Below are 20983 nucleotides of genomic sequence, written 5' to 3'. Positions count from 1 at the left end.
CGCCAGCCAACTTACGTATAAGGAACTACTCCGCTTCTGTTGAAACGTCCTCATGTCAAGTTAGGCTGAGGGTAGAGAAACAGGAAACAGGGAAGGACAAATCATGCTTGTTGAAGCGGCAGGGCGTTTGATGATCCCAATTGCCATCGTCCTGGCCTCGTCCTTGATTCTCTTGATTATCAAGATTGTCTTCGGGTCGATCAAGGCCGGAATATGGCTAGTTCTTCTGGCTATCCGAACTGTCCTTTTCGGAATTTTCATTGCCGTTTTCTGGCTCGTTCGTTTGCTCGGCAATGGTCTCCGTGCTCTCTGGTTCCGCATCACCAGTTGAGGCGCGGCGAGCGGGAAGCAACACGGATTTTTCTGCGCGAGATAGCTTGAAGACCTTGCCCAACTCGGCACGAGTAAGGTCGCCAGAAGTGATAAGTTCCTCTGCTAGAGCGGCGGCCGAAAGCTGATTCGCTCGCATATCGTCAACTGCGGAGGCAAAGGTTTTGAGTCGCTTGCGTTTCGCCTTTAGTTCAGCCTCGTCTTGACGTAGCAGCTCGTCAATTTCATTTTCTGCGCTCATTTTTATCTCCTAAATAATCGCGGTCACGTAGTTTGCGCTATGTGGCCGCTTTTTTGGTTTGTCTCAATTGTAGCGATAACTGACGTAAGCCGATAGACTGGACTTAAGAGCGTAGCAAGCATAGCAACTGGATATCCAGTTGCGCGTGAACCTGCGGTTCGCTCAAAACATAGGTTTTGGTTCTATGGGCTTCCAGCCCAATCCCGGTATGAGAGGTGAACATGTCTGCTGACGGATCGAAGCGATCGCGCAATGTTCGCAAGTTGATCTCGTTCAATGCCGAGGAATGGAAGCGCGTGGAACGTCGCATGGAGATCGCCCAGGCGAAATCTTGGGAAGGGTTTGCCCGTGACGCGATTCTTGAATCAGAGATCAGCGTGACGAGAAATGCTTTTGATCCTTCAACCGTGAGGGCTGAGCTATCGCGCATTGGAAATAACATCAATCAAATCGCGCGACAGGTAAACGTTGAAGAGGTCGTAACGTTTGAAGAAATGCGAGCTGCACGTTTACTTCTAAAGGAGATTCAAGCGGTCATTAACCAGACGGTTAATGAAGCTCGGGGGAGTAAGAGCTAGTGGCTACCGTGAAGATGTTGCAGATCAAGTCAACTGTCAGTAAGGCATTGGCTTATATCTCGCGTGCCGATGCAACATCCGATGGTGTTTGGGTGTCAACTAATGCGGCGGTTATTGATCCTACCGATTACAAAGCTGTTGCAACTCAGTTCGCAGAAACTGCGGAGCGGGTTGGCGTTTCCAAGCAGCGCAGGGGATCGGTACTGGCGCATCATGTGATCCAATCGTTTGATCCAAAGGACGGAATGAGTGCGGAACTTGCACACCGGATTGGTGTGCAATTCGCAGAGAAGATCACTGGTGGAACTCATGAGTACATGATTGCTACTCACTTGGATAAAGGACACGTTCACAACCACATAATTTTGAATCCGGTCAACTTTGAGACCGGTAAAAAGATCCGCGTGCAGAAGAGCACAATTGGACATTTTAGGGATATCAGCGACGAGCTTTGCCTCGCTGCCGGACTGCGCGTTCTGCCAAAGCCGGAACGTGCAACTGGTTATTCAATGAGGGATATTTACCGTGTCCTGAAAGGCGATTCTGCCAAGCAATTCATTCGTACGGAAATCGACAAAGCTGCATCGCGCGCGCGCGATTGGACTGAGTTCGAATCAATCCTGGCAAGAGCAGGAATTGAAACGAGCGTGCGGAGCGGAAAGAACGGAACTGTTTCATTCCGAGAGGGCACGATGAATCGGCCCATCCGCGATTTCCGGTTAGGTGCAGCGTACACGGAGTCAAACATCATGGCTCGGCTTTCGAAGTCCGCTGTCAACATGGTGGGCATCGATGCTTCCATGATCTTGAAGGAATCCAAGGACACCTTGACCGTCAGTGTTCCTGGCACGAGACGGCAACTGGAAATGACTGTTTCGAAGACGCAAATCGTTCGCCACGGGCGCTCACTGAGAATCTACGTACCCAGCGCGCAGAACCACTTGCTGGCCAATACGTCCGGGCAACACGCTAAAACTGTTTCTACAGAGGGTCTCTATAGCTACTTCTCCAAACCGGATCTGGCCGAAGCAGAGAAGCGCGCCGGAGCCATGGGGCTAGACAAAATGACTGTCGGCCGCTGGGGAAATGAACTTAAGTCTCTACGCGAACTGGGGGAGCGAGTAAACGCCAAGACCCGCTGGATCAATGCTTCTGGGATTGACCCGGCACAGGCGATCGAGTCTGCGAGTAAGAAGCTTGAAGAACACCATTTCCGCTACCAGACAACGTTGGTTGCGGCAGCAGAAATGACTATCGACCCGCAGGGCGATCAAAAGGAGCTTCGTACCCTGGGCGCTGAATTGCGCATCATGGAACGGAATATTGCGACCGTGAAGACCGATATCCGGGCGCTGACACAACTATCAAGTAACGAGGTGAAAATGTCCGTGGGAGAACAAATAGCTAATAAGGCCGCTGCACGCCAACGCATCGAACCGGCAAGTGAACACAGTGCGCTCGATATCAGTCAGCGTTCGGCGCGAGACGATCATGAGCGCGACCGAGAAACGCCGGAGCACCGTGCCGAAATTGCCCAAGAGCATGCAGCGCAAACCGAGCGGCTGGAAGATCAACAGGGCGACCGTGAGACCGGACAGAAGCCAAAGGACGAGCCTAAGAAGCCGCTGTCTCTGCGAGAGCGTCTTGCAGCGAAAGAAGCGAAGATCAGATCCAACCGAACCAATGATGAAGGCCGCAATGACGGCGTACGCGGAAGGGGCATGTAATGGCTGACATGACAGACAAGGCTGCAGGAGATCTGCAACAGGCTGGAACGCAGATGGGCAGGAGCGCCGCCGCTGCCAGCACGCGCGCGGGGATCAAGGTAGGCAAGGGAGCCTTCGGGCTGGGCGTAGGAATCAGCGCTGGTGTCATCTATGGCACGGTAAAAGCGATTCTCGCCCTGGTTGATGCTTCGCACCAATACTCGGCAGCGCATGGGCGTGCTAATGGAAGCAACCCTGAGCGGCAGGTCAGCCTTCGGGAGTTCACCAGGATAGCTGACAGCAAGCGCGAATTCATGCCAGTGCAGGACGCGCAAATAGCGCGCCAGTTCAGTCGTGAACTGCGCAAGCATGGTGTAACTTTCGCAATCGAAAAGCAGCAGGACGGTTCCCGCACGTTCCATGTGCAGGGACAAGATGCAGGAGTCGTTGAACATGCGCTGTCGGCGGCAGCAGCGAAGATTGACGAGCAGCTGACCAAGCAACGCACCACTGGGGAAGTCCTGGAAGGGCAAGCCATAGAGGCTCCGGGGGAGCGGGTTCTAGAGGTCGATGAAGCGGCCAAGAACAACTTGTCTGCTGCGCTGAAAGAAGCAGCTGTCAAGGAACCACCGGTTGCGCACCGGGCACTGCGGCCGAATGAAGGCTGGACTCGGTGGGAACCGGAGGTCAAGGAGCTGGCAGCCACCGTTGAACAAGATGGCCGCATACCTCTGACCATTGCCAACGTCGAAATCCTGGATGCGGCTCTGAGCGAGCACATTCCCATGAACTTGGACGATGTGAAAGAAGTTGTTTCGGAGGAACGCAACGCTTTTGCAGCGGCTGACGATCCCGAAGCCGCCCAACTTCCACAAGAAGAACTGGGCAAGGTGCAAACCGATGTGAGCCTGGTGCTGGAAGATACCGAGGCGCAAGCCATATCGGAGGCATTGCGCGGGGGAGCCGGAGCCGTGGATGAATCTGCACCGGCCTTGGATTCTGTGAATCCGACCGGAACGGTCTTTACTGAATATGACCCGGCCAGCCGTGTGACAGCGCCCTTGGGCAAGGATATTGCCACACTCTCGGATACTCTCGGCCTGCCAGCAGATACCGAAGTCACGGTGTATCGCGGCGTGCCAGAGGGCAGCCAGGATTCATTGAATAACGGCGATTTCGTCACGACCAACAAGCAGCTCGCCCAAGACTATGCAGGAACCGGCACTGTCATTGAACAAACGGTCAAAGCCGGAGATCTGCTGGATGATCGAACTGAACCAGGGGCAGAAGAGTATATTTTCCGGCAAAGCGCCGACCCTCAACGCTTGGCCTTGGCCGAAGAAACAACGCTGCGGCAGGAAGTTCCGTTAACCCCTGAAAACGTGAACATGCTGGATGACGCTTTCGCGGAACATGGGTGGGATGACCTCCCACCGGAAGATCTGGCGTGGGTTCAACAGACATTGGCTGCAGAACACAGCCAGGGAGAGTATCTGACCCCCGAAGCTGCCATTGAGCAGCCGGCCGCTGCGCAACAGAGCGACAACCCGTATTTGCAGATGAATACGCCATCGCCTCAAACCGAAGAACCGATTGTGGTCGGTGCCGCAGAGGCCGAAAGTGTCAGCAGTGAGAGCCTGCCTTTCAGCTCCGATGAAGTCACCGAAGACGCGCCCGAACAGGCCGTTAGCCACGGCGGCACGACAGCAACCCCGGCTCCTGCGCCAAGCGCCGGAGGGAAGAACGCGAAGGCCGCACAGGGACAAGCCATTGCACAGCCCAAGGCGCAGGGAAATAAGACAGCAGCGCAAACCAATTCAGCATCGACAGCTAAGCCGCAGCGTGAAGAACTGGGCAAGCGCGACGAAACCAGGAAAAAGGTTGCTGAGCGCATAGATACGAAGGTGCAGCAGATCAAACACGATCATTCGGCGTCACCGTCGAAGCTGCAAGCACCAAAGCCAGAACGCGCCCCGAGAAGGTAGGTGAAGGAACATGAGCACAGGAGGCAAAGTAGCAGCGGCCGTTGTGGGCGGCGGCGTAGTCTTTTTCGCCGGTAACAGGATTGTTGAGTATGTTCGCGTGGAAATGGAGCGCGGAACCGGAATAGGGGATCTACTGCCGGGGTTCTCAGCCGCGCTGATGGATAATCTGCTTCATATCTCTACTGCGCAGCCTGACCTCATTGGAGGTCTTGTAGGCGTAGTCATCATGGCGTTGATCATTTTCTACGTGGTCGGCAGCAAGCAGAACACCCGGCCGGGAGAAGAACAAGGCTCGGCTAAGTGGGCACGTTCGGGAAGCTTACCCAAGCGATTCACGAGCAGGGAAGCCTCCGAAGTCCTACGCCTGACCCAAACCGAAGCGTTATCGGTGGATGCGCATGTCACCAAGCGCAACACGAACGTTCTTGTATTGGGTGCGTCGGGTACGGGTAAAACCCGTTCGTACATCATGCCGAACTTGTTGGAGCTGAATGCATCGACGGCCACAACTGACCCGAAGGGCGAAATCATTCGAGCTGCGCGTGCGCGGCTGGAAGAACGAGGCATGAAGATTCGCACGCTGAATCTGATTAACCTCAAGCAGTCCAACCAGTTCAATCCCATGCGCTACTTCAACGCTGATGAAGTCGAAACCGGAATCATGCAATTGGTCGAGTCAATCATGATGAATACGACTGGCAAAGAGTCGCATGGAGACCAGTTCTTCGAACGAGCCGAGCGCGCACTATTGACGGCTCTGGTTGCTTATGAATGGGCAACTACGGCGATCACCGACGGGCAGGAACCTAATCTTCCTGGTGTGCTGGATCTTCAAAAGGGCATGGACGGCTCAGAAGAAGACAAAGACGCACGCGACAGCGAAACAGACATTAAGTTCCAAGCAGCGCGAGAGATCGTGGACGAGTGGAACCAGAATCCCGACCCTGACGATGATGAACAAGTGATGCAGGTCTTGGACTTCGCTTGCCGCCTGTACCGCGTGTACGAGCAAGGCGCGGTGGAAACCAGGAAGAGCATCGTCATCTCCTTGGGTGTGCGTCTATCACCCCTGGACATGCACGATATCCGCAGAATCCTTGCAACCGATGATCTCGGCTTAGACAAGATCGGCTATGAACCTACCGCACTGTTCTTGCAGATCCCGGACACGCACAGCACGTTCAAGTTTGTTGCCGCGATGTTCTGGCAATCCCTGTTCGAGCAAACCGTGTACCAAGCTGACCATGAGGAATCTGGGCGGTTGCCACGGATGCTGCATATGTTCCTGGACGAGTTCGCCAACATTGGCAAGCTGCCGGAATTTGATAAAAAAATGGCGACCATCCGTTCCCGCGGAATCAGCGCAAGCATCGTTATGCAGTCCTATAGCCAGGGCAAAGCCCTATTCAAGGATGAATGGGATGGCATTGTTGGTAACTGCGATACAACGCTGTTCCTGGGAACGAATGATCAGCAAACGGCCGAGTGGATGTCTAAGCGGTTGGGCAATGAGACCGTTATTTCCCAGGATAATTCCCGGAGCTACGGTGCAACAGGATCATGGACAAAGAGCGACCGGACGATGAAACGGCCGCTCATGGAGCCAGATGAAGTTGGCGGCCTCGCTGACGAACTAGCCATAGTCAAAATCCGTGGGCTGCACCCGTTTAAGTCTCGGAAGCTGGGCGTATAGATGCCCAGGCGTTACCGGCAGTAGAAGCTAAGCGTTCAAGAACTTCCGGTATATCCGGTACTAACTCGAAGTAAATTGGCTGCCCCCGGCGCGGTTGATCCGCTGGGGGTGTTGCCTTCAAAATTTTCCCCCGTTCCAGGCTTTCCAGATCGAGAGATATGGTGCGGGGGTTTACCTCGCTGTATAGGGCTTTTAGCTCTGGTGCAGTGAACGGTTGTGGTAGCTGGCACGCCAGCAAAAGTAGCTCGAATCGGCGTGGTGTTAGGTGTTCTAGAACCGCGCGTTCACGGTCATTAAGTAGGTGCTCGGTCACTGTCGCCGCCCATTAGTCGATTTTGTAGTCATATCCACACTCCATATGATAGATTACGTAATAGTTCAAACTCCTTGAAAGGATTATCTCATGCCTCCACTACTCCAGTCAGTTCTAGACCTCATTTCGGGGTTCGCCATGCTTGGCGGCGGCTTGTGGCTTCTCTGGGGCGCTATCGTCCTCGGCGGTGGACTCAAAGACCATAACGGCCCTCAGATTCAAACCGGCGTGTGGCAGGTTGTCGGCGGCGGCTTGATTCTGGCCGCCGCAGCGCTGTTCAAGACCCTCGCAATTTAAATCATGGATGACATTATCGTTTCAATGCTCAACACGATATCCAGCGCCGCCAGCGGGGGCGTAGGAAACGTGTTGCTGTCGCCAGCCGAATACCAACCAGCGATGTATAACGCGGCCGTGTTGATCCATAACACAGCGGTTAAGCCGGTCACGTCGATTGTGCTGGCCATCATTGCTTCGATGATGTTGGCCACCAACTCGACCAAGATCGAATCCGACCGCGAACTAGGTATCAAGATTGTTGCTGCAAGCATGTTCAAGGTGGCAATGGTACTGATGGTTTGCCAGAGTGCCATTGTCATCTTGGACGGCATTGCAGGTGTCGCGCAATGGATTGCAACCACCGCCAACAACGTATCAATAGGCGGCAGCGGGGAAACCATCAAATTGGGCGACCAGATGCGCAAAGACGTTGAAGACGCAGGAACCATGAACCAAGCAGGAATGGTGATGGTTCTTCTCATTCCATACGTGGTGTCTGCTTTCGGAACTGTCGTGGCAACAGTTCTCGTGTTCATGCGCTTCTTGCAGATGTACATCATGAACGCATTTGCATCATTGCCTATCGCTTTCCTTTCTCATGAAGACACCAAGCAAATAGGCATCGGCTACCTGAAACGCTACGGCGTTGTAGCCATTACCGGCGCGGTGCTGGTTCTAGCCGTCAAGCTTTACCAGGCACTTATGAGCGGGTGGATTGCCAAAGAGATCAACTACGACGGAGATGCACTGGGCTTCGTCGCTGGGAACTTTGGAACTTTCATCATTGCTCCGCTTGTGCTGATATTCCTCCTATTCCAAGCCAACTCACTGGCCAAATCCGTTCTGGGTGAGGGCTAAACATGGCATTGGAAATGAAAGTCCATAAGGACATTGCAGCATACGAAGCAAAGCCCATGTTCGGCCTTACCTGGCGGCGTATCGGAGCCTTAGCCATCATGGTTTTTGGCGGTGGTGGGGTATTCGCAGTGGTGACAACAGCCGTTCTTATCTCCAACGGAGGCAGCTGGGATCAATACCTAGCTGCCGGGGCGCTCAATAACCCGGACACGCAAGAATCTCTCAACGCTGCCACCACCGTGGGAATGTACGCCATGTTCCCCTTTATCGTTCCCGTAGCTTTCTGGGCGTGGTGGAGACCAATGGGGCTGACACCCGAGGTCTACATTCAGTACTTCTTCCGACATGCTCTTACCACGAAGGTCATTACCTATGAAGACACCTACCAACACACCAGCATCAAACGAAACTACCAATCCGTATCTGAACACGGAGATGGCCAGCCTGCCAAGCGGTCGAAGCGACACCGGAAGCCGGAGTTCAAAGAAACGCGGCTTGCCAGGAGTCTTAGCGAGCATTCGCAAGAGCAAGGACGCAGAACCCGCCGAAGCCGGTAAACGCGCCGCTGCTGCCAAGACAGGCATCGACAATGCAGCCGCAAAAGGTGCGTTCAAAGCCGCACCGAAAAAAACCCGCGACGTACTGGGATATCACACGATGCTCCCCAGCGGCGTGGCGTATTTAGGATCTGACGAATGGTCAATGACCCTCAAAATCTCGGATATCAACTACGTTTCTGCGGCGCAGAACGACCAAGAAGTCATCCTTGATAAGTGGGCACGATTTCTGAATTCATTCGATGCAGGTTCGCGGATTCAGGAAACAGTGATCAACCGAGTTCTGGACGATGCAGACGTAGCACGTCTGGTACAGAAGGCTTACCGAGGCGACCAGTACGACGAGTACCGCGAAGACCACAACAAGATCGTACGCGGCAAGCTGGCCACCTCTAGCGGCAACACAGTGACCGAAAAGTATCTGACGATCACCGTCCAGGAACCTGACCAGCAGAAGGCAGAATCCACGCTGACACGCCTGGAACATGCCGTACAAGCTGAGCTGCGGGGCATGAAGGACTGCAAGGCAACCAGGCTGACTCGCACCGAGCGATTAGCTGTAATGTCGCATATTCTGCGCCCCTACGAATTGTTTGCTTTCTCCGAAGAAGAATTTGCAGACCAGCCACGGCGAGCAACGCATGACTACATTGCTCCCTACGCCTTGGAAAATGCCGAACGCAGCGGCCCGGTAGTCTTCCGCAACGCGAGTGCTGACACCTACCACTCAGTGTTGTGGGTACGCGACTACCCGACCTGGCTCTCTGACCGGGTGATCACCGAGCTAACCGAAATCAAGTGCGATCTGACAGTGAGTTTGCACCTGGAAGCTTTCGAACAGCTTGAAGGAAAAAGCTTGGTCGAACGCCAGATTGCGGAACTTGAAATGCAGAAGATTGCCGAAAGCAAGAAACTGCAGAAGCAAGGGCTAGGCGAGGAATACCTGCCGCAAACGCTCAAAGACAACCTCGAAGAAGCACGGGATCTCCGCAAGGAAATCTCGGATTCAAGCCAAAAAATCTTCTCGACAGTAATGGTTATCGGAATCTCCGCACCATCAGCAGAAGAACTAGACCAGAACATCAAGCGTGCGAAAAGAGCGCTGCGCAAACAGTCGGTTACTGCCGAGGAACTGCGCTACATGCAGTACGAGGGGATTACTACCCAGTTGCCTATTGGTCGGCGTGCCGTGCCCATGCGTCGAGCAATGACCAGCGCATCGGCAGCAATCCTCGTACCATTCACGACTCAAGAACTTTTCATGCCAGGTGGCCACTGGTACGGCATTAACACTGACTCTTCCAACCCTGTGGTGGCTGACCGAACCAAGACCCCCAACGGCAACGGCTTCATCCTTGGTACATCTGGATCTGGCAAGGGCGTGTTCGCCAAATCCGAAATCACGGGAACCGTGATTGACCGGCCGAACGATGAAATCATCATCATTGACCCTGAACATGAATACGAACCACTGGCCACCGCCCTGGGCGGCGCGATTGTTCGAATCCATGCAGGTAGCGAAGACCGAGTGAACCCCTTCGACATTGAGTTCGAGGGAAATACCGAAGATGACCCGATCAAGGCCAAGAGCGAATTCGTGCTATCGATGCTTGAGACTCTTATCGGCGGCGCAGTCGGGCTAAGCCCAGAAGCGCGCTCGTTGATTGACCGGGTGACGATTGCCATGTACTCGAGGTATGAGAACGAATACCGCGAAGATCCGGCAACCGCCAACATGCCAACGTTGCATGATTTGCGCAATGGCCTGATGGGCAGCGAAGAAAACGATGGCAAGGCACTGGCACGAGCGCTGGAAATCTACACCGAGGGATCACTCAGCGGATTCTCCAAGCCGACCAACGTTGACATTCAGAATCGGTTGATTGTCTGGGATATCTCCAAGCTGGGTAACCAGCTAAAGAGCTTCGGCATGATGGTTGTTCTCGATCAGATCTGGAACCGGGTAGTGCGCAACCGTTCCAAGGGAATCCGTACCTGGGTCTACATTGACGAATTCCATATGCTTTTCAACGATGACCACACGGCAGAAGTCTTCCAGACCTTCTACGCTCGTGCGCGTAAATGGGGCATGTATCCAACCGGCATCACCCAGAATATCGAGTCAGTACTTAACAACGAGCACGCACGTATCATGCTGGCGAACTGCGATTTCCTGGCCATCCTTGGACAGAAAGAAACTGACGCAACGAGCCTGTGCGATCTGATGAATTTCAGCTCGGAACAGCGCAACAAGTTCGAGAATGTACGGGCTGGCCAAGGACTGCTTAAGAGCGGTGGCCATATTGTCGGATTCGACAGCATCATCCCAGAATCCTCCCTTCTCTACGAGCTGTACCAAACGACCTTCCAGGAGTAAGCCATGCGGAATCTGCGCCGCAAAGACAACGGTTCTGATGCCAGTCAGAAGCTGTCACGGCTCAACCTGAACACTAGGAATGAACGACTAGTCAACGGTGACCGTGACAGGGACGCTGCACCGGCAAAAGGAGTGAAAGACGCGCTCAGCGGCGCAGGAAAAAACGCACGCAAAGCGGGATCCAGCGGCGCGCGCGCGGCTGGCGACTCGGCCAAAGCCACTGGCAATGCCGCGAAAGCTGGATTGCACGCCGGGAAATCCTCATTCCACACCACCCGTGCCGGTTCACGGTTTGGAAAAGGTGCGGGAAGTGCGGGAAAGAACGCATATTCCCAGGCCACCAACGAAGAAGACAGCTATGACCAAGCCAGCGGCCTCCTGAAAAAGGCGCCAAAAACGCTAAAAAACGCCGCCCATTTACCCAAGAAATTCGGTGCTGCTGCCGGAGATATCAAAGCGGCAGCCCAGGAAACCGGCAAAGCTGCTCAAAGCACCAAGCGTGCTGCAGGAGATATGGTCAACGCTGGCAAGCGAGTCAAAGAAGCAGCGAAAGAAGTCGGCAAGGGCGGCCGCAACTTGCGCACGGCCGGGGCGGCTGTTCGCCAGCGTGCCAAGGCTAAGCAAGGGGCAGCAACGGCGCGGAAAACTAGCCAAGCCGCAGCGCAGGTTGGCTCGCACGTTAGCCGGGGAGCTATGGGGATCTCACGAGCCACAGCTGCTGTTGCTCACGCTATCCGCGCAGCGGTATCGGCGGTCAGCGCCATTGTCAGCGCATCTCCCGTGCTGCTTACTGTTGTGGCTATCGTGGCCATCGTAATTGTTGTAATCGCCAGTATCGGTTGGTTCTTGCCAGGCATAGAAGAAGAACGCAAAAGGGTAGAATCCCCGATTTCATGTGACAACGGCATTAATGGCCAAGCTGTATCAATCCCGGCTGAATACAAAGATGCCGTGGAGAAAGCAGCTAAGACCGCACAAATGCCAACTAGCCTCATTGCAGCCCAGATCCAGCGAGAATCAAGCTGGAATCCTAAAGCTGTTTCGCCCTCTGGGGCGCGAGGCATTGCACAGTTCATGCCCGGTACGTGGGATCAGTACGGCAACGGCAAAGACCCCTTCGACCCGCAAGCGGGAATTGACGCACAAGGCCGCTTCATGGCCGATATTCGTGAGATGGTGAGCTATCTCAGCGACAACGAAGAAGAAATCTTGAAGCTCAGTCTCGCCGGGTACAACTCTGGACCGGGTGCAGTACAGCACTATGGCGGAATCCCGCCATTCCCCGAAACTGAAGATTACGTCAAGATCATCATGTCCGCAGCTAAAGTGCAGTGCGAAAACCCATTGCCGATGCCACTCGAACTCGGCCCAGGTGAATGGACAAACCCTATGCCAGGAAGCCGTCTCACTTCTGACTATGGCCCTCGGCCATGTCCACTCGTGTCTTGTGCGGGAATGCCGTTCCTTCTATTCCATGAAGGCATCGATCTGGCAGGAGGAATCAGCAAATACTTCTATGCACCCACGGAAATGAAAATTACCTATGTTGGCAAAGGAACATCAGATCCTCTCTGGGATTCATATGGTGAATACATCTACGCAGTTCAAGTTGAAGAACCGCACTTGGTCTTTGAATTCCACGAAGCAGCAGCAGGAAGCCTGACAGTCAACAGCAGCCATGTTGGCGACATAGTGCCAGCTGGCACACCGCTAGGCCAGCCAGGAGCTACAGGCAATAGCAGCGGCCGTCATCTACATTTCCAGATCAACAAGCCAGGCACAGACGTTTCCGGGCCGACAATACAAAATGGCAAGAGTATCGACCCACTTCCATATCTTGAAGCGAAAGGCATAACCCCATGATTGATAAGAAGAAGCTCATAATATTCGGCGCATTGGCAGCTGTCATCGTTGCGGCAATTATCGGCGGCATTATCTGGGCTGCCAACAACTCAGAACCAGCAGCTGAATCAACAACTGTGCCGACTGCCAATGAGCCGAGCCAGTCAGCTACCCCAACACCATCGATCACGGCCAGCCCCAGTGATGGAAAATTCGATGGACTGATGTCATTCGACAAAGACCGTGAGCAAGCGGCATCAAATGCGGCGGTCGCAGCCGCTAAATGGAGCAGCCCGGTGTCAGATGAAGCAAGGCAGCAAGGATATCTGAGCGCAGAATTTTCACCTGAACTGGCCAAGTCATTCGCACCAGTATGGGCAGACATTTACGACCCCGAACAAGTTACTTCGCTAACCGTAGAAGCCAACGCCGAACGGGTTTGGCTCAACGATGCTACCGGCGAAGAAAGCAAGCACACCTACCGGGTAGGAGTGCTCGTCAATTACAACGTGGACTGGATGCTGCGTAGCGGTGGCGCATCAGGCCAACCCGAGGCACAGGCTACCTGGTGGGTAACGATGGATGAAAAGAGCGGCAAAGTCACCAAGATCGACCAGCCAACCAAGAGCGAACTCAACATAGATCTCAGCAAGTAAAGGGAGCGATCAGCATGTCAATTCACGCACAAACCGAAAAGGATGGCTCGGCGCTCATCACCATTGATGGCCGCAGCCAGAAGATCAAAGGCAAGAACCTGGAAGATGCACGGATGATAATCCGCGATGTAGCCCTAAACCATGCTGCACGCCTGGATAAGCCCGTGACCTTCACTTCCGTTGACCCTAGCGGCGAGTTCACTATGCTGATCCACCCAAATGGCCACATGGAAGAAGCAACCGAAGAATCTGTTGAACAGGTAGTAGCCGGCCAGGAAGTCGAGGCTATTGAAAAGGCCACGCCAGCAGCCCCCGCCCCCAAGGTAAAAGAGGAACCAGTGAGCGCACCGGCCAAGGAAACACGGAAGGACGAAGACACCTACCCGTCACGGCGTAGTCTCCGGGAAACATCATTCCTCACGAATGATGATCCTATTGCCCCCGCGACAAAGGGCGTGCGTTCATGGTTTAAATTCCTGGGCATCCGGCCGCAGCCATCGGCTGCTGAACTCTCGGAACGGGAAGACATTCAAGCCGTTTCTCAGCACTGGCCAGGTATCCGCACAATCGCCGTAGCCAACCGAAAGGGAGGCAGCAACAAAACTCCAACCGTAGCGTGCCTTGCTGCGGTATACGCCAGGTATGGCGGCGGCGGGGTGCTCGCATGGGATAACAATGAAAACCAAGGAACTCTAGGCTGGCGAACAGAGCAAGGCACGCACGGAGCCAGCGTGCTTGATGTACTCCGAGATCAAGAACTTCTCATGTCTCCAACGGCTACACAAGGCCTCATGGCCGGATACGTACACCACCAGACCGAAGACAAATACGATGTTCTGCGATCCGACGAGAACGACGAAGGCGATCACGAGATCCAGGCCTCCGAAGTCCACGAAGCCCACGCAGTAGCATCACGCTACTTCCGCATGATCGTAATGGATTCAGGCAACACCGCACGAGCTGCCAACTGGCGCGCAATGATGGAACATACCGACCAGCTGGTCATTCCAACAACCACCATGGAAGACCGCGCCGAAGCTGCACGGCTGACCCTCCAAACTCTTGCAGCGCGTGACGAACACGGGGAGAAGTTGGCTAGGGAAGCCGTGGTGATTATTTCCCAATGGAAGGCAGAAGACCGCACCGAAGCGCAGCGTATAGCCAAGCTCTTTGAGCCACTGGTTCGTGCTGTTGTGATTGTTCCCTACGACCCGGCATTGAAAGCCGGACGTATCCGTTACGAGGCGCTCCGTCCAGGAACACAGCGTGCATGGCTCGCTGCGGCCGCTGCGGTAGCCAGGGGCTTATAGAAAAAGCTGTGGCGCGTTCAAGAAACGCGCCACAGCTTTTTTGCGACACACAGGCCAAAGACTTCACAGCTGTATGCATACCGTATAGGTTGGAAACATGAGAACGCGCAGAGAAGATAATGCGCCAACGGTGCTCCTACAGGGCCGTGTGGCACCTGAGAGCCGGGAGGCAGTCACTCGCGCGGCCAAAACTAGCCGAATGAGCGCAGCTCGGTATCTCGATAGCTTGATTACTGTTCTCAGGGAAGATGGGAACGGCGAGCTGCCGGATCTGTCTTATTTGCTTGACGTGGATAAACAGGAGCAGCTGCCAGTGGATAAGCCTTAAAAGAAAAAGGCCACGCAATGCGCGGCCTTTTCTAAGAATTCGAATCTGATCTGCCATAACTTTGGCGAGTACCGCAGACCAGATTGACCAGAAGCTTCCGGTTACCAAGCCGGACGCTCCCCTTTCTTTACCCTCTTACAGGAAAGACGTTATATGTCTATAGTAGCGTCCGCGCGCGACAAAACAACTGTAGAAACCCTAGATATGCGTGAAAGTCACGCGAATATCCTCACACCTGCACCTCGCTGCACGCGTCCTAAAGACGGCCGAGTAGCAGCAATCCTGGCTCACACGGCCAAAGGCCACCGCCCATTCGTCAAGGCAGAAACTCCCGAAGGGTTCACCGCCAAGGGCAAGACGCAGTTCAACGCGGCCAAAGAAGCAATGGCCACCCAGCACGCTCACACCGCTGCTCCGGTACGCATCCGGCGTGTCTCACGCGCCCAGGAAACCTCCGACCGAGCCATAGCCTGGGCCATCCCCACCGGCAGCAAGAAAATCGACCACACCGCCCAAGCATGGCGCGCCACCCGATCCCTCGACGAGCTACTGGCACGCCGTGCCGACTGCAAACGCAACATCCTCGCCGTGCTCTGGGTACTCCTCCGCTACACCGAGCACGACAGCATGACAGTGCGCATCACCTGGGATACCGTAGCCGACAAAGCCCGCGTATCCCGCGCCACCGTAGGCAACGCCCTCAAATTCCTGCGCACCCACGGAATCCTCGGCATCGTCGCCTCCGGCCGCAGCGCACAATACGCCGCCAAAGCAGGCCAGCAAGCACAAAACGAAGCCCCCGTATACGTCCTCTGCCGCCCCATCGGGCTAGGCCTGCGCCCCCAAGACGCCGAAGACACCACCGCTACCCGGCCAGACCAGCAAACCCCAAACCGCACCGCCTGTGGAAATAACTTAGAACCCCTCCCCGTAGGGGGGTTAACCACTTACGAAGTAAGTTCCTACACGCGCACGCGCGAAGAAAACACTCAAAATGAGCCGCTACGCGGCACAGAAAAACTTTTTGGGCACGGCTCCGCCGTGCGAACTCACCAAGCCGGTCATCGACCAGTTGAGCTGTGGCCAGCTCACAGAACGATCAGCTCTAGAGGACAGGGGCTATCGGCTGCCGCTGAAATCTTGCGTCGGATGCCAGATTTCGCCCGTTTTTCCAAGAAAAATATCCTGAACATCGCCAAGCCATTCTTCGATGCCGGATGGACAATCTCAGATTTCCAGCACGCCTTGGAATGGCGAACCACACCAGGCCTGCACGGCAAGGAATCCTGGGGAGCACTCCCCCAGCACAACCATGACACTCAGTCCTACATCGACTACTGCCGCATCCTGCGCGCAGCGATCCTGCACCGGCTCAACCAGTGGCGCACCGCCACCGGCGAAATCATGCTCAGCCAATCCCAGCGAGCCGCCGCAGCCAGCAACCAGGCACGCGCAGCAGCACGAGCCGCAGCCGAACGCCACGCCCAGCAAGCCGCGCAGCGCCCACAACTGCGCACCACCGCTTCCCGAGGTGCGGCGGCCGCACGAGCCGCCCTAGCAGCCGCACGCCGAGCCGGATCATGTTCCTAGCCTCCTGCCCACATGGGCACGAAAAAAGCTCTCCCGCTCCGCTGCTTTTTTCGCACACATGATGGACAGCAGGAACCAATCGACCACCCGCACACAAGCCACACGTTTAGTACTCGAGTTAGCACACGACATGCGAGCATGGCCTGTGCACGGATTTCTAGAAAGCAGCACTCATGGCACAAAACCCAGAACAAGCAACGCACCATCTAACCCAGGCGCGCGCCGCAATAATCTTTGGACTTGTCTACCTGGTATTTCTTTTCGTCACGCCAGGACGTGACGGATGGATCTACACCAGCGCCGCAGGAACAATCCTCGTGATGGGCGCGGCCGCGCGCGGCCACTACCGATTTAGCCAAGAAAACCAACCACAAACAACCGAATTACGTTGGTTGTATGCAGTAGTCCTGATCGGATTCTTAGTAGCTTTTACCGCCGCGATAGGTCGAAATATCACCTAGACCTTACAAATTTATGACACCTCGCGCACAGACCAGGAATCAATGCGTGGATGCTCCACCAGCTCCCAGGTCAAAATATCCGACCGCGGATTAGCGCCTAACCGCACCTGCACCAGCCATACGGCATAGTCAATTCTGTCGGCAGCACCCTTCCTGACCTTGAATGTCAGGTCTTCCCACCAGTTCACCCGCTCAAAATGGCAGGTCGGCTCCACCACGACTTGCCAGACACGGCCGCCGCGTCGGATCTTCCAGGGCGCACCGGCTGCCGTAAAACGAACGTCTACAAATTCCTCTGGCATAACGTGCCAAGGCTACGCCCTGACACTGACAAAAAGATCCGCTGTACTTACGTTCTGCCCTTCGCCTAACTGTGGAGTCTCGCCCCTGATGCTCCATCATTGCCGGAACGGTATTCCGCGCAAGGGCTGCGCCCCGGTTCCCCCGAAAATTTTTTGTCTTCGTCGCAAGCTCCTTGCAAAAATTTTTCTCCTCCGCCGCCCTACGGGTTGACGCTGCATACCTTCACCGGCACTGCTCCGCTTATCAGGAACGAGCCACCAACCTGCGCCAGCTTTCGCAATCGCCACGATATAACGGACTAACTAGACATACTAGAAATTCCGAGATTACAGCAAATAGGCTCTAGTCACCTTGTATTTAATGACTAACTAGACTAGAATTAAAGTATCAACACGGAAACCATACTGGACTAACCACCAGTCAACCGCAAGGAGCGCATCGTGAGCTGCAAGTACGACTCGATCACCCTGGAAGATCTAGGCATCCAAGTAGACCAAATCTGCGAAGAGCGAGTTACCGAAATCATCTACGAACTGGCAGAAGCATTCCGGCTGCCTGTGCAAATCCTAACCAGCGAGGAGGTAAAAGAAGCTGCGGAAGAAACCTATCTTGGCATCCACCCCGAGCATCGCGAAACGCTATTGCACTTCACCATGGAAGACCTGGCAAAATCCGGCACCATGGACGCAAACAGCATTGCCGACACAATGCAGAACGTAGCCGCACGTCACCAGCTGGCCACCGTCGAAGACTAGTTTGAAATCCCTCCCACCCTAGAAGGTGGGAGGGGTTTTTTCTGCCCGAAACAACCTCCGAAAATTGCATTTAATGACTAACTAGACTAGAATTAAAGTATCAACACGGAAACCACGCTGGACTAACCACCAGCCAACCGCAAGGAGCGCCAAATGACCGTTGCAGGCACTATTCGCCAGCAGGTAGAAATCGGCATCTTCATGAGTCTGGGAGCGCACGAGTTCGCAGCGTTAACCAGTGAAGGCCGCGAGATCGGCTTGACCTTCAAGGCTCGAATCCTTCCATTCAACAAGGCAGGCAAGCGCTCACCACGGCCGCGAATCATGCGAGTGACCGTAGAACTCAATCACCTGGATTACTACGATGTGCGTGTGCTCTACGCGGCGCGTGGCCAATTTATTGCACACTACGAGTCAAGCAACATTGATGCAGAGCGACTATCAAGAATCTTGCTAGCGCTGGACCATGACGGGCAGGAAGTTCTGAACGCCCGAGTTCTCTAAAAGGAAAGTGCCCCGCCACTGGTGGGGCACTTCTTTATTTAAGCGAAAAGTAACCATGACAGTTTGCATTTAATGACCAACTAGACTAAAATTAAAGTATCAACACGGAAACCACGCCGGACTAACCACCGGCCAACCGCAAGGAGTGCAACATGGATAACCCAATGAAGCCAGGAGTTCATGCCATCAACCAGTTCGACCGCGCGAAGCAAACGCTATTCTTTGCCATTTACGACGATGGAACCAGCGGCCCAGAGCGCAAGGACCGAGACAAGGCAGAGAAGGACTTCAGGGATGCAAACACAGCATCAGGAGCGGTGCGGGCAGACATTGAAAGATACGGCCGAGACTCGAGTGTCTTTAGGGCATGGGGGAAGATCCATAAAGATTTCAAGGATCGCATCGACGGCCGGAGAGTATGCCTTGTGTTCGACACGCTCCACGCGGGAACCACGAGCACGACATGGCGCGGCCCTAAGGCGCTGGAAAGCTAAATAAGAACAGCCCCGCAAGCGCAAGCGCTGCGGGGCTGTTTCAACACGGCAACCGGGAACCACCCCGGAGCACAAAAGCATCTTATCAAGGCTCGTGAGCATTGCATAGAATGACCAACTAGACTAAAATTAAAGTATCAACACGGAAACCATGCAGGACTAATTACCGACCTAGTTACAAAGGAGCATTTCATGACCATTTATGCCGTAGCGCTGTCTAAAGGCGGATCAACGAAGACCACCACGGCAGCAGAACTAGCCGCCACTTTAGCCGCCGCTGGCCGCCGCGTACTAGCGATTGACCTTGACGAGCAGGGTAATCTAACCACGCGCCTAGGTGTCACCGAAGATGCAGAAGTTTCCGGCGTAGCTGCCGATGTACTCATAGGTGATGCAAGCGCCGAGGAAGCCGCGTTCCCTAGTCCAACCGTTCCCGGTGTGGACATACTTTGCGGCACTTTTGATTTGGAAGAAATCAGCACCAAGCCTGAAATTATGACCGCTCTACGCGACTACCTGCCAAGTCTTGCGACTGTATGGGATGACGTAGTGATAGACACCCCACCAGCTCTAGGCACGCTAACGCTAGGTGCTTTAGCGGCCGCTGATGTGATCGTATCCTCAGTCTCATGCGAAACGGAATCATATGAGCAGCTGCCAAGGCTTGAAGAAGTGATTCGGAATCGCATAGCCAAGCGACTGCGCCCCGGACAGGCGCTGCACTGGATCATACCGACCAAGCATGACGGCCGCCGGTTATTGGATCGGGAGGTTGTGCAGACGCTTCACGAGCTATACCCAGGGCGCGTGACTAGCACTGTGCGCGAAGCTGTAGCGGTCAAAGACTCGTACACGGCAGGAATGCCGGTTGGTGTCTACTATCCAGGCTCGCCTATCGCGGAAGACTACAAGGCTGCATTAGCTTCGGTTGTCGCTGGACGCGTGAATAACTGGACTAACTAGACTAGCTGACCTATAAAGACAGATCAGACTAAGAGGAAATGATGGAACAGAAAAAGACTCCAAGCAAGCCAGCCCGTAGAAGTCTTCGGGATCGAAACAAGACGGCAATTGAGCAAGCGCCAGCGACCGCAGATGCCGCTGCGCCAGCCGTCGCGCCGGTACCTGCGCGCGAGGAAGCGATAAAGCCAGCAGCAGCGGTGCAGGAGCCTAAGAAGCAAGCTAAGAGCGGTAGGCCAGCGCGCACCGTGGCAGTTACTCGTCAAGGTATCTACCTAACTCCTGAGCAGTTCAACAATGCTAAAGCCGCATATCTGGCCGACTGGAAGAACGGGGGAGAAGCTAATACTTTCACGCTATGGATTGGTGAAGCTATCACGCGTCACGCTGCACGTTCGCTTAAGGCTCGTTTGCGGTTTGCTGCGAATAAGCCAGCAAGAGCAGAAGTCCGTACTGGCAGCTCACGATCTTTTAATGTTCCTACATCAGCGATTGAGCTTATGCGAGCTGCCATTAGCCAGGAACAGGCCGAGGAGCGATGGCTAAGTGACAGCTCATGGTGTGCGGAAGCTGTTGATGCCGCGATTAGTACGGCACGTGAGCGCAACGGGGGAGAGTTGCCTACGCCGCCTGCGAGACTACCTAACCGCCTAGTGCGATAGCAGGAATAGTCATGCGCCTAAGCGATTTGCCGTTATTGCCGATTTTATTCTTCGTTGTTGGGGCTGCCGTTGTGGCCTTAGCAAACAAGCAGCTAAAGCCAGAGATCCACGACAGGCGTTGGGTGTATGTGATGCTTGCCGGGGCAATCACTTGTCTAGTATCAGCTGTTTATGCCTGGTTGTAACTCGCGAGCATGGCCT

The 20983-nt window shown here is 54.6% G+C and carries 18 protein-coding genes and 1 pseudogene; 17 read left to right on the top strand and 2 right to left on the bottom strand.

What is annotated here, in order from left to right; genetic code table 11:
* Positions 1–217: 217 nt before the first annotated feature.
* Positions 218–571, bottom strand: coding sequence for a hypothetical protein (locus ACRDT3_RS17980; RefSeq protein WP_431494295.1), 354 nt, complete (start codon positions 569–571; stop codon positions 218–220).
* Between the two features lie 221 nt (positions 572–792).
* On the opposite strand from ACRDT3_RS17980, the gene mobC reads away from it, so the two are divergent.
* The 13 genes and pseudogenes from mobC to ACRDT3_RS17915 all read left to right on the top strand — a co-directional run bounded on the left by mobC (position 793) and on the right by ACRDT3_RS17915 (position 17104).
* Entirely contained in the window at positions 793–1149 is a 357-nt protein-coding gene (mobC, locus tag ACRDT3_RS17975; RefSeq protein WP_431494294.1) for a plasmid mobilization relaxosome protein MobC, read from the top strand.
* A complete protein-coding gene (locus ACRDT3_RS17970; RefSeq protein ID WP_431494293.1) occupies positions 1149–2876 on the top strand; it encodes a relaxase/mobilization nuclease domain-containing protein in 1728 nt (575 codons plus the stop codon). The genes mobC and ACRDT3_RS17970 overlap by 1 nt, the downstream gene beginning before the upstream one ends.
* Positions 2876–4840: a DUF3801 domain-containing protein gene (locus ACRDT3_RS17965; RefSeq protein WP_431494292.1), complete on the top strand. Its 1965-nt coding sequence runs from the start codon at positions 2876–2878 to the stop codon at positions 4838–4840. The genes ACRDT3_RS17970 and ACRDT3_RS17965 overlap by 1 nt, the downstream gene beginning before the upstream one ends.
* 10 nt (positions 4841–4850) lie before the next feature.
* On the top strand, positions 4851–6533 hold the full coding sequence (locus ACRDT3_RS17960) for a VirD4-like conjugal transfer protein, CD1115 family (protein WP_431494291.1): 1683 nt from the start codon (positions 4851–4853) through the stop codon (positions 6531–6533).
* A gap of 403 nt (positions 6534–6936) precedes the next feature.
* Positions 6937–7143 (top strand): hypothetical protein, encoded by a 207-nt coding sequence (locus ACRDT3_RS17955; RefSeq protein WP_431494290.1) that lies wholly within the window; start codon positions 6937–6939, stop codon positions 7141–7143.
* Between the two features lie 3 nt (positions 7144–7146).
* The gene (locus ACRDT3_RS17950; protein ID WP_431494289.1) at positions 7147–7983 is read left to right on the top strand and encodes a type IV secretion system protein; all 837 of its coding nucleotides are present in this window, start codon (positions 7147–7149) and stop codon (positions 7981–7983) included.
* Between the two features lie 2 nt (positions 7984–7985).
* Positions 7986–8129: pseudogene (locus tag ACRDT3_RS17945) on the top strand (PrgI family mobile element protein); the annotation flags it as partial.
* A gap of 199 nt (positions 8130–8328) precedes the next feature.
* Complete coding sequence (locus tag ACRDT3_RS17940) at positions 8329–10917, top strand: VirB4-like conjugal transfer ATPase, CD1110 family (protein WP_431494288.1); 2589 nt, start codon at positions 8329–8331, stop codon at positions 10915–10917.
* 3 nt (positions 10918–10920) lie between these two features.
* Positions 10921–12780, top strand: coding sequence for a transglycosylase SLT domain-containing protein (locus tag ACRDT3_RS17935; protein WP_431494287.1), 1860 nt, complete (start codon positions 10921–10923; stop codon positions 12778–12780).
* On the top strand, positions 12777–13415 hold the full coding sequence (locus ACRDT3_RS17930; RefSeq protein ID WP_431494286.1) for a hypothetical protein: 639 nt from the start codon (positions 12777–12779) through the stop codon (positions 13413–13415). The genes ACRDT3_RS17935 and ACRDT3_RS17930 overlap by 4 nt, the downstream gene beginning before the upstream one ends.
* A gap of 14 nt (positions 13416–13429) precedes the next feature.
* Positions 13430–14725 carry a chromosome partitioning protein ParA gene (locus ACRDT3_RS17925; protein ID WP_431494285.1) on the top strand — a complete coding sequence of 432 codons (1296 nt, stop codon included), beginning with the start codon at positions 13430–13432 and terminating at the stop codon, positions 14723–14725.
* A 532-nt stretch (positions 14726–15257) separates the two neighbouring features.
* On the top strand, positions 15258–16643 hold the full coding sequence (locus ACRDT3_RS17920) for a hypothetical protein (protein WP_431494284.1): 1386 nt from the start codon (positions 15258–15260) through the stop codon (positions 16641–16643).
* A 173-nt stretch (positions 16644–16816) separates the two neighbouring features.
* The gene (locus tag ACRDT3_RS17915) at positions 16817–17104 is read left to right on the top strand and encodes a hypothetical protein (protein ID WP_431494283.1); all 288 of its coding nucleotides are present in this window, start codon (positions 16817–16819) and stop codon (positions 17102–17104) included.
* Positions 17105–17115: 11 nt separating this feature from the next.
* Here the strand turns inward: ACRDT3_RS17915 and ACRDT3_RS17910 are convergent, their stop codons facing one another.
* Positions 17116–17406, bottom strand: coding sequence for a hypothetical protein (locus ACRDT3_RS17910; RefSeq protein WP_431494282.1), 291 nt, complete (start codon positions 17404–17406; stop codon positions 17116–17118).
* A gap of 441 nt (positions 17407–17847) precedes the next feature.
* On the opposite strand from ACRDT3_RS17910, the gene ACRDT3_RS17905 reads away from it, so the two are divergent.
* From ACRDT3_RS17905 to ACRDT3_RS17890, 4 genes are all read left to right on the top strand, one after another.
* Entirely contained in the window at positions 17848–18162 is a 315-nt protein-coding gene (locus ACRDT3_RS17905; RefSeq protein ID WP_431494281.1) for a hypothetical protein, read from the top strand.
* Positions 18163–18315: 153 nt separating this feature from the next.
* Positions 18316–18666, top strand: a complete 351-nt coding sequence (locus ACRDT3_RS17900) for a hypothetical protein (protein ID WP_431494280.1) — start codon at positions 18316–18318, stop codon at positions 18664–18666.
* 152 nt (positions 18667–18818) lie between these two features.
* Entirely contained in the window at positions 18819–19160 is a 342-nt protein-coding gene (locus ACRDT3_RS17895) for a hypothetical protein (protein ID WP_431494279.1), read from the top strand.
* 192 nt (positions 19161–19352) lie between these two features.
* Positions 19353–20123, top strand: a complete 771-nt coding sequence (locus ACRDT3_RS17890; protein WP_431494278.1) for a ParA family protein — start codon at positions 19353–19355, stop codon at positions 20121–20123.
* Positions 20124–20983 lie beyond the last annotated feature (860 nt).

This window comes from Glutamicibacter sp. (genome assembly GCF_050701915.1).
Taxonomy (GTDB): Bacteria; Actinomycetota; Actinomycetes; order Actinomycetales; family Micrococcaceae; genus Glutamicibacter.
This window is presented reverse-complemented; position numbering and strand designations above follow the sequence as displayed.

Excerpts from the sequence above, each read along its gene's own strand:
- ACRDT3_RS17980 (WP_431494295.1), bottom strand. The coding sequence starts at position 571 with ATGAGCGCAGAAAATGAAATTGACGAGCTGCTACGTCAAGACGAGGCT.
- mobC (WP_431494294.1), top strand. The coding sequence starts at position 793 with ATGTCTGCTGACGGATCGAAGCGATCGCGCAATGTTCGCAAGTTGATC.
- ACRDT3_RS17965 (WP_431494292.1), top strand. The coding sequence starts at position 2,876 with ATGGCTGACATGACAGACAAGGCTGCAGGAGATCTGCAACAGGCTGGA.
- ACRDT3_RS17960 (WP_431494291.1), top strand. The coding sequence starts at position 4,851 with ATGAGCACAGGAGGCAAAGTAGCAGCGGCCGTTGTGGGCGGCGGCGTA.
- ACRDT3_RS17955 (WP_431494290.1), top strand. The coding sequence starts at position 6,937 with ATGCCTCCACTACTCCAGTCAGTTCTAGACCTCATTTCGGGGTTCGCC.
- ACRDT3_RS17950 (WP_431494289.1), top strand. The coding sequence starts at position 7,147 with ATGGATGACATTATCGTTTCAATGCTCAACACGATATCCAGCGCCGCC.
- ACRDT3_RS17940 (WP_431494288.1), top strand. The coding sequence starts at position 8,329 with ATGCTCTTACCACGAAGGTCATTACCTATGAAGACACCTACCAACACA.
- ACRDT3_RS17935 (WP_431494287.1), top strand. The coding sequence starts at position 10,921 with ATGCGGAATCTGCGCCGCAAAGACAACGGTTCTGATGCCAGTCAGAAG.
- ACRDT3_RS17930 (WP_431494286.1), top strand. The coding sequence starts at position 12,777 with ATGATTGATAAGAAGAAGCTCATAATATTCGGCGCATTGGCAGCTGTC.
- ACRDT3_RS17925 (WP_431494285.1), top strand. The coding sequence starts at position 13,430 with ATGTCAATTCACGCACAAACCGAAAAGGATGGCTCGGCGCTCATCACC.
- ACRDT3_RS17920 (WP_431494284.1), top strand. The coding sequence starts at position 15,258 with ATGCGTGAAAGTCACGCGAATATCCTCACACCTGCACCTCGCTGCACG.
- ACRDT3_RS17915 (WP_431494283.1), top strand. The coding sequence starts at position 16,817 with ATGGCACAAAACCCAGAACAAGCAACGCACCATCTAACCCAGGCGCGC.
- ACRDT3_RS17910 (WP_431494282.1), bottom strand. The coding sequence starts at position 17,406 with ATGCCAGAGGAATTTGTAGACGTTCGTTTTACGGCAGCCGGTGCGCCC.
- ACRDT3_RS17900 (WP_431494280.1), top strand. The coding sequence starts at position 18,316 with ATGACCGTTGCAGGCACTATTCGCCAGCAGGTAGAAATCGGCATCTTC.
- ACRDT3_RS17895 (WP_431494279.1), top strand. The coding sequence starts at position 18,819 with ATGGATAACCCAATGAAGCCAGGAGTTCATGCCATCAACCAGTTCGAC.
- ACRDT3_RS17890 (WP_431494278.1), top strand. The coding sequence starts at position 19,353 with ATGACCATTTATGCCGTAGCGCTGTCTAAAGGCGGATCAACGAAGACC.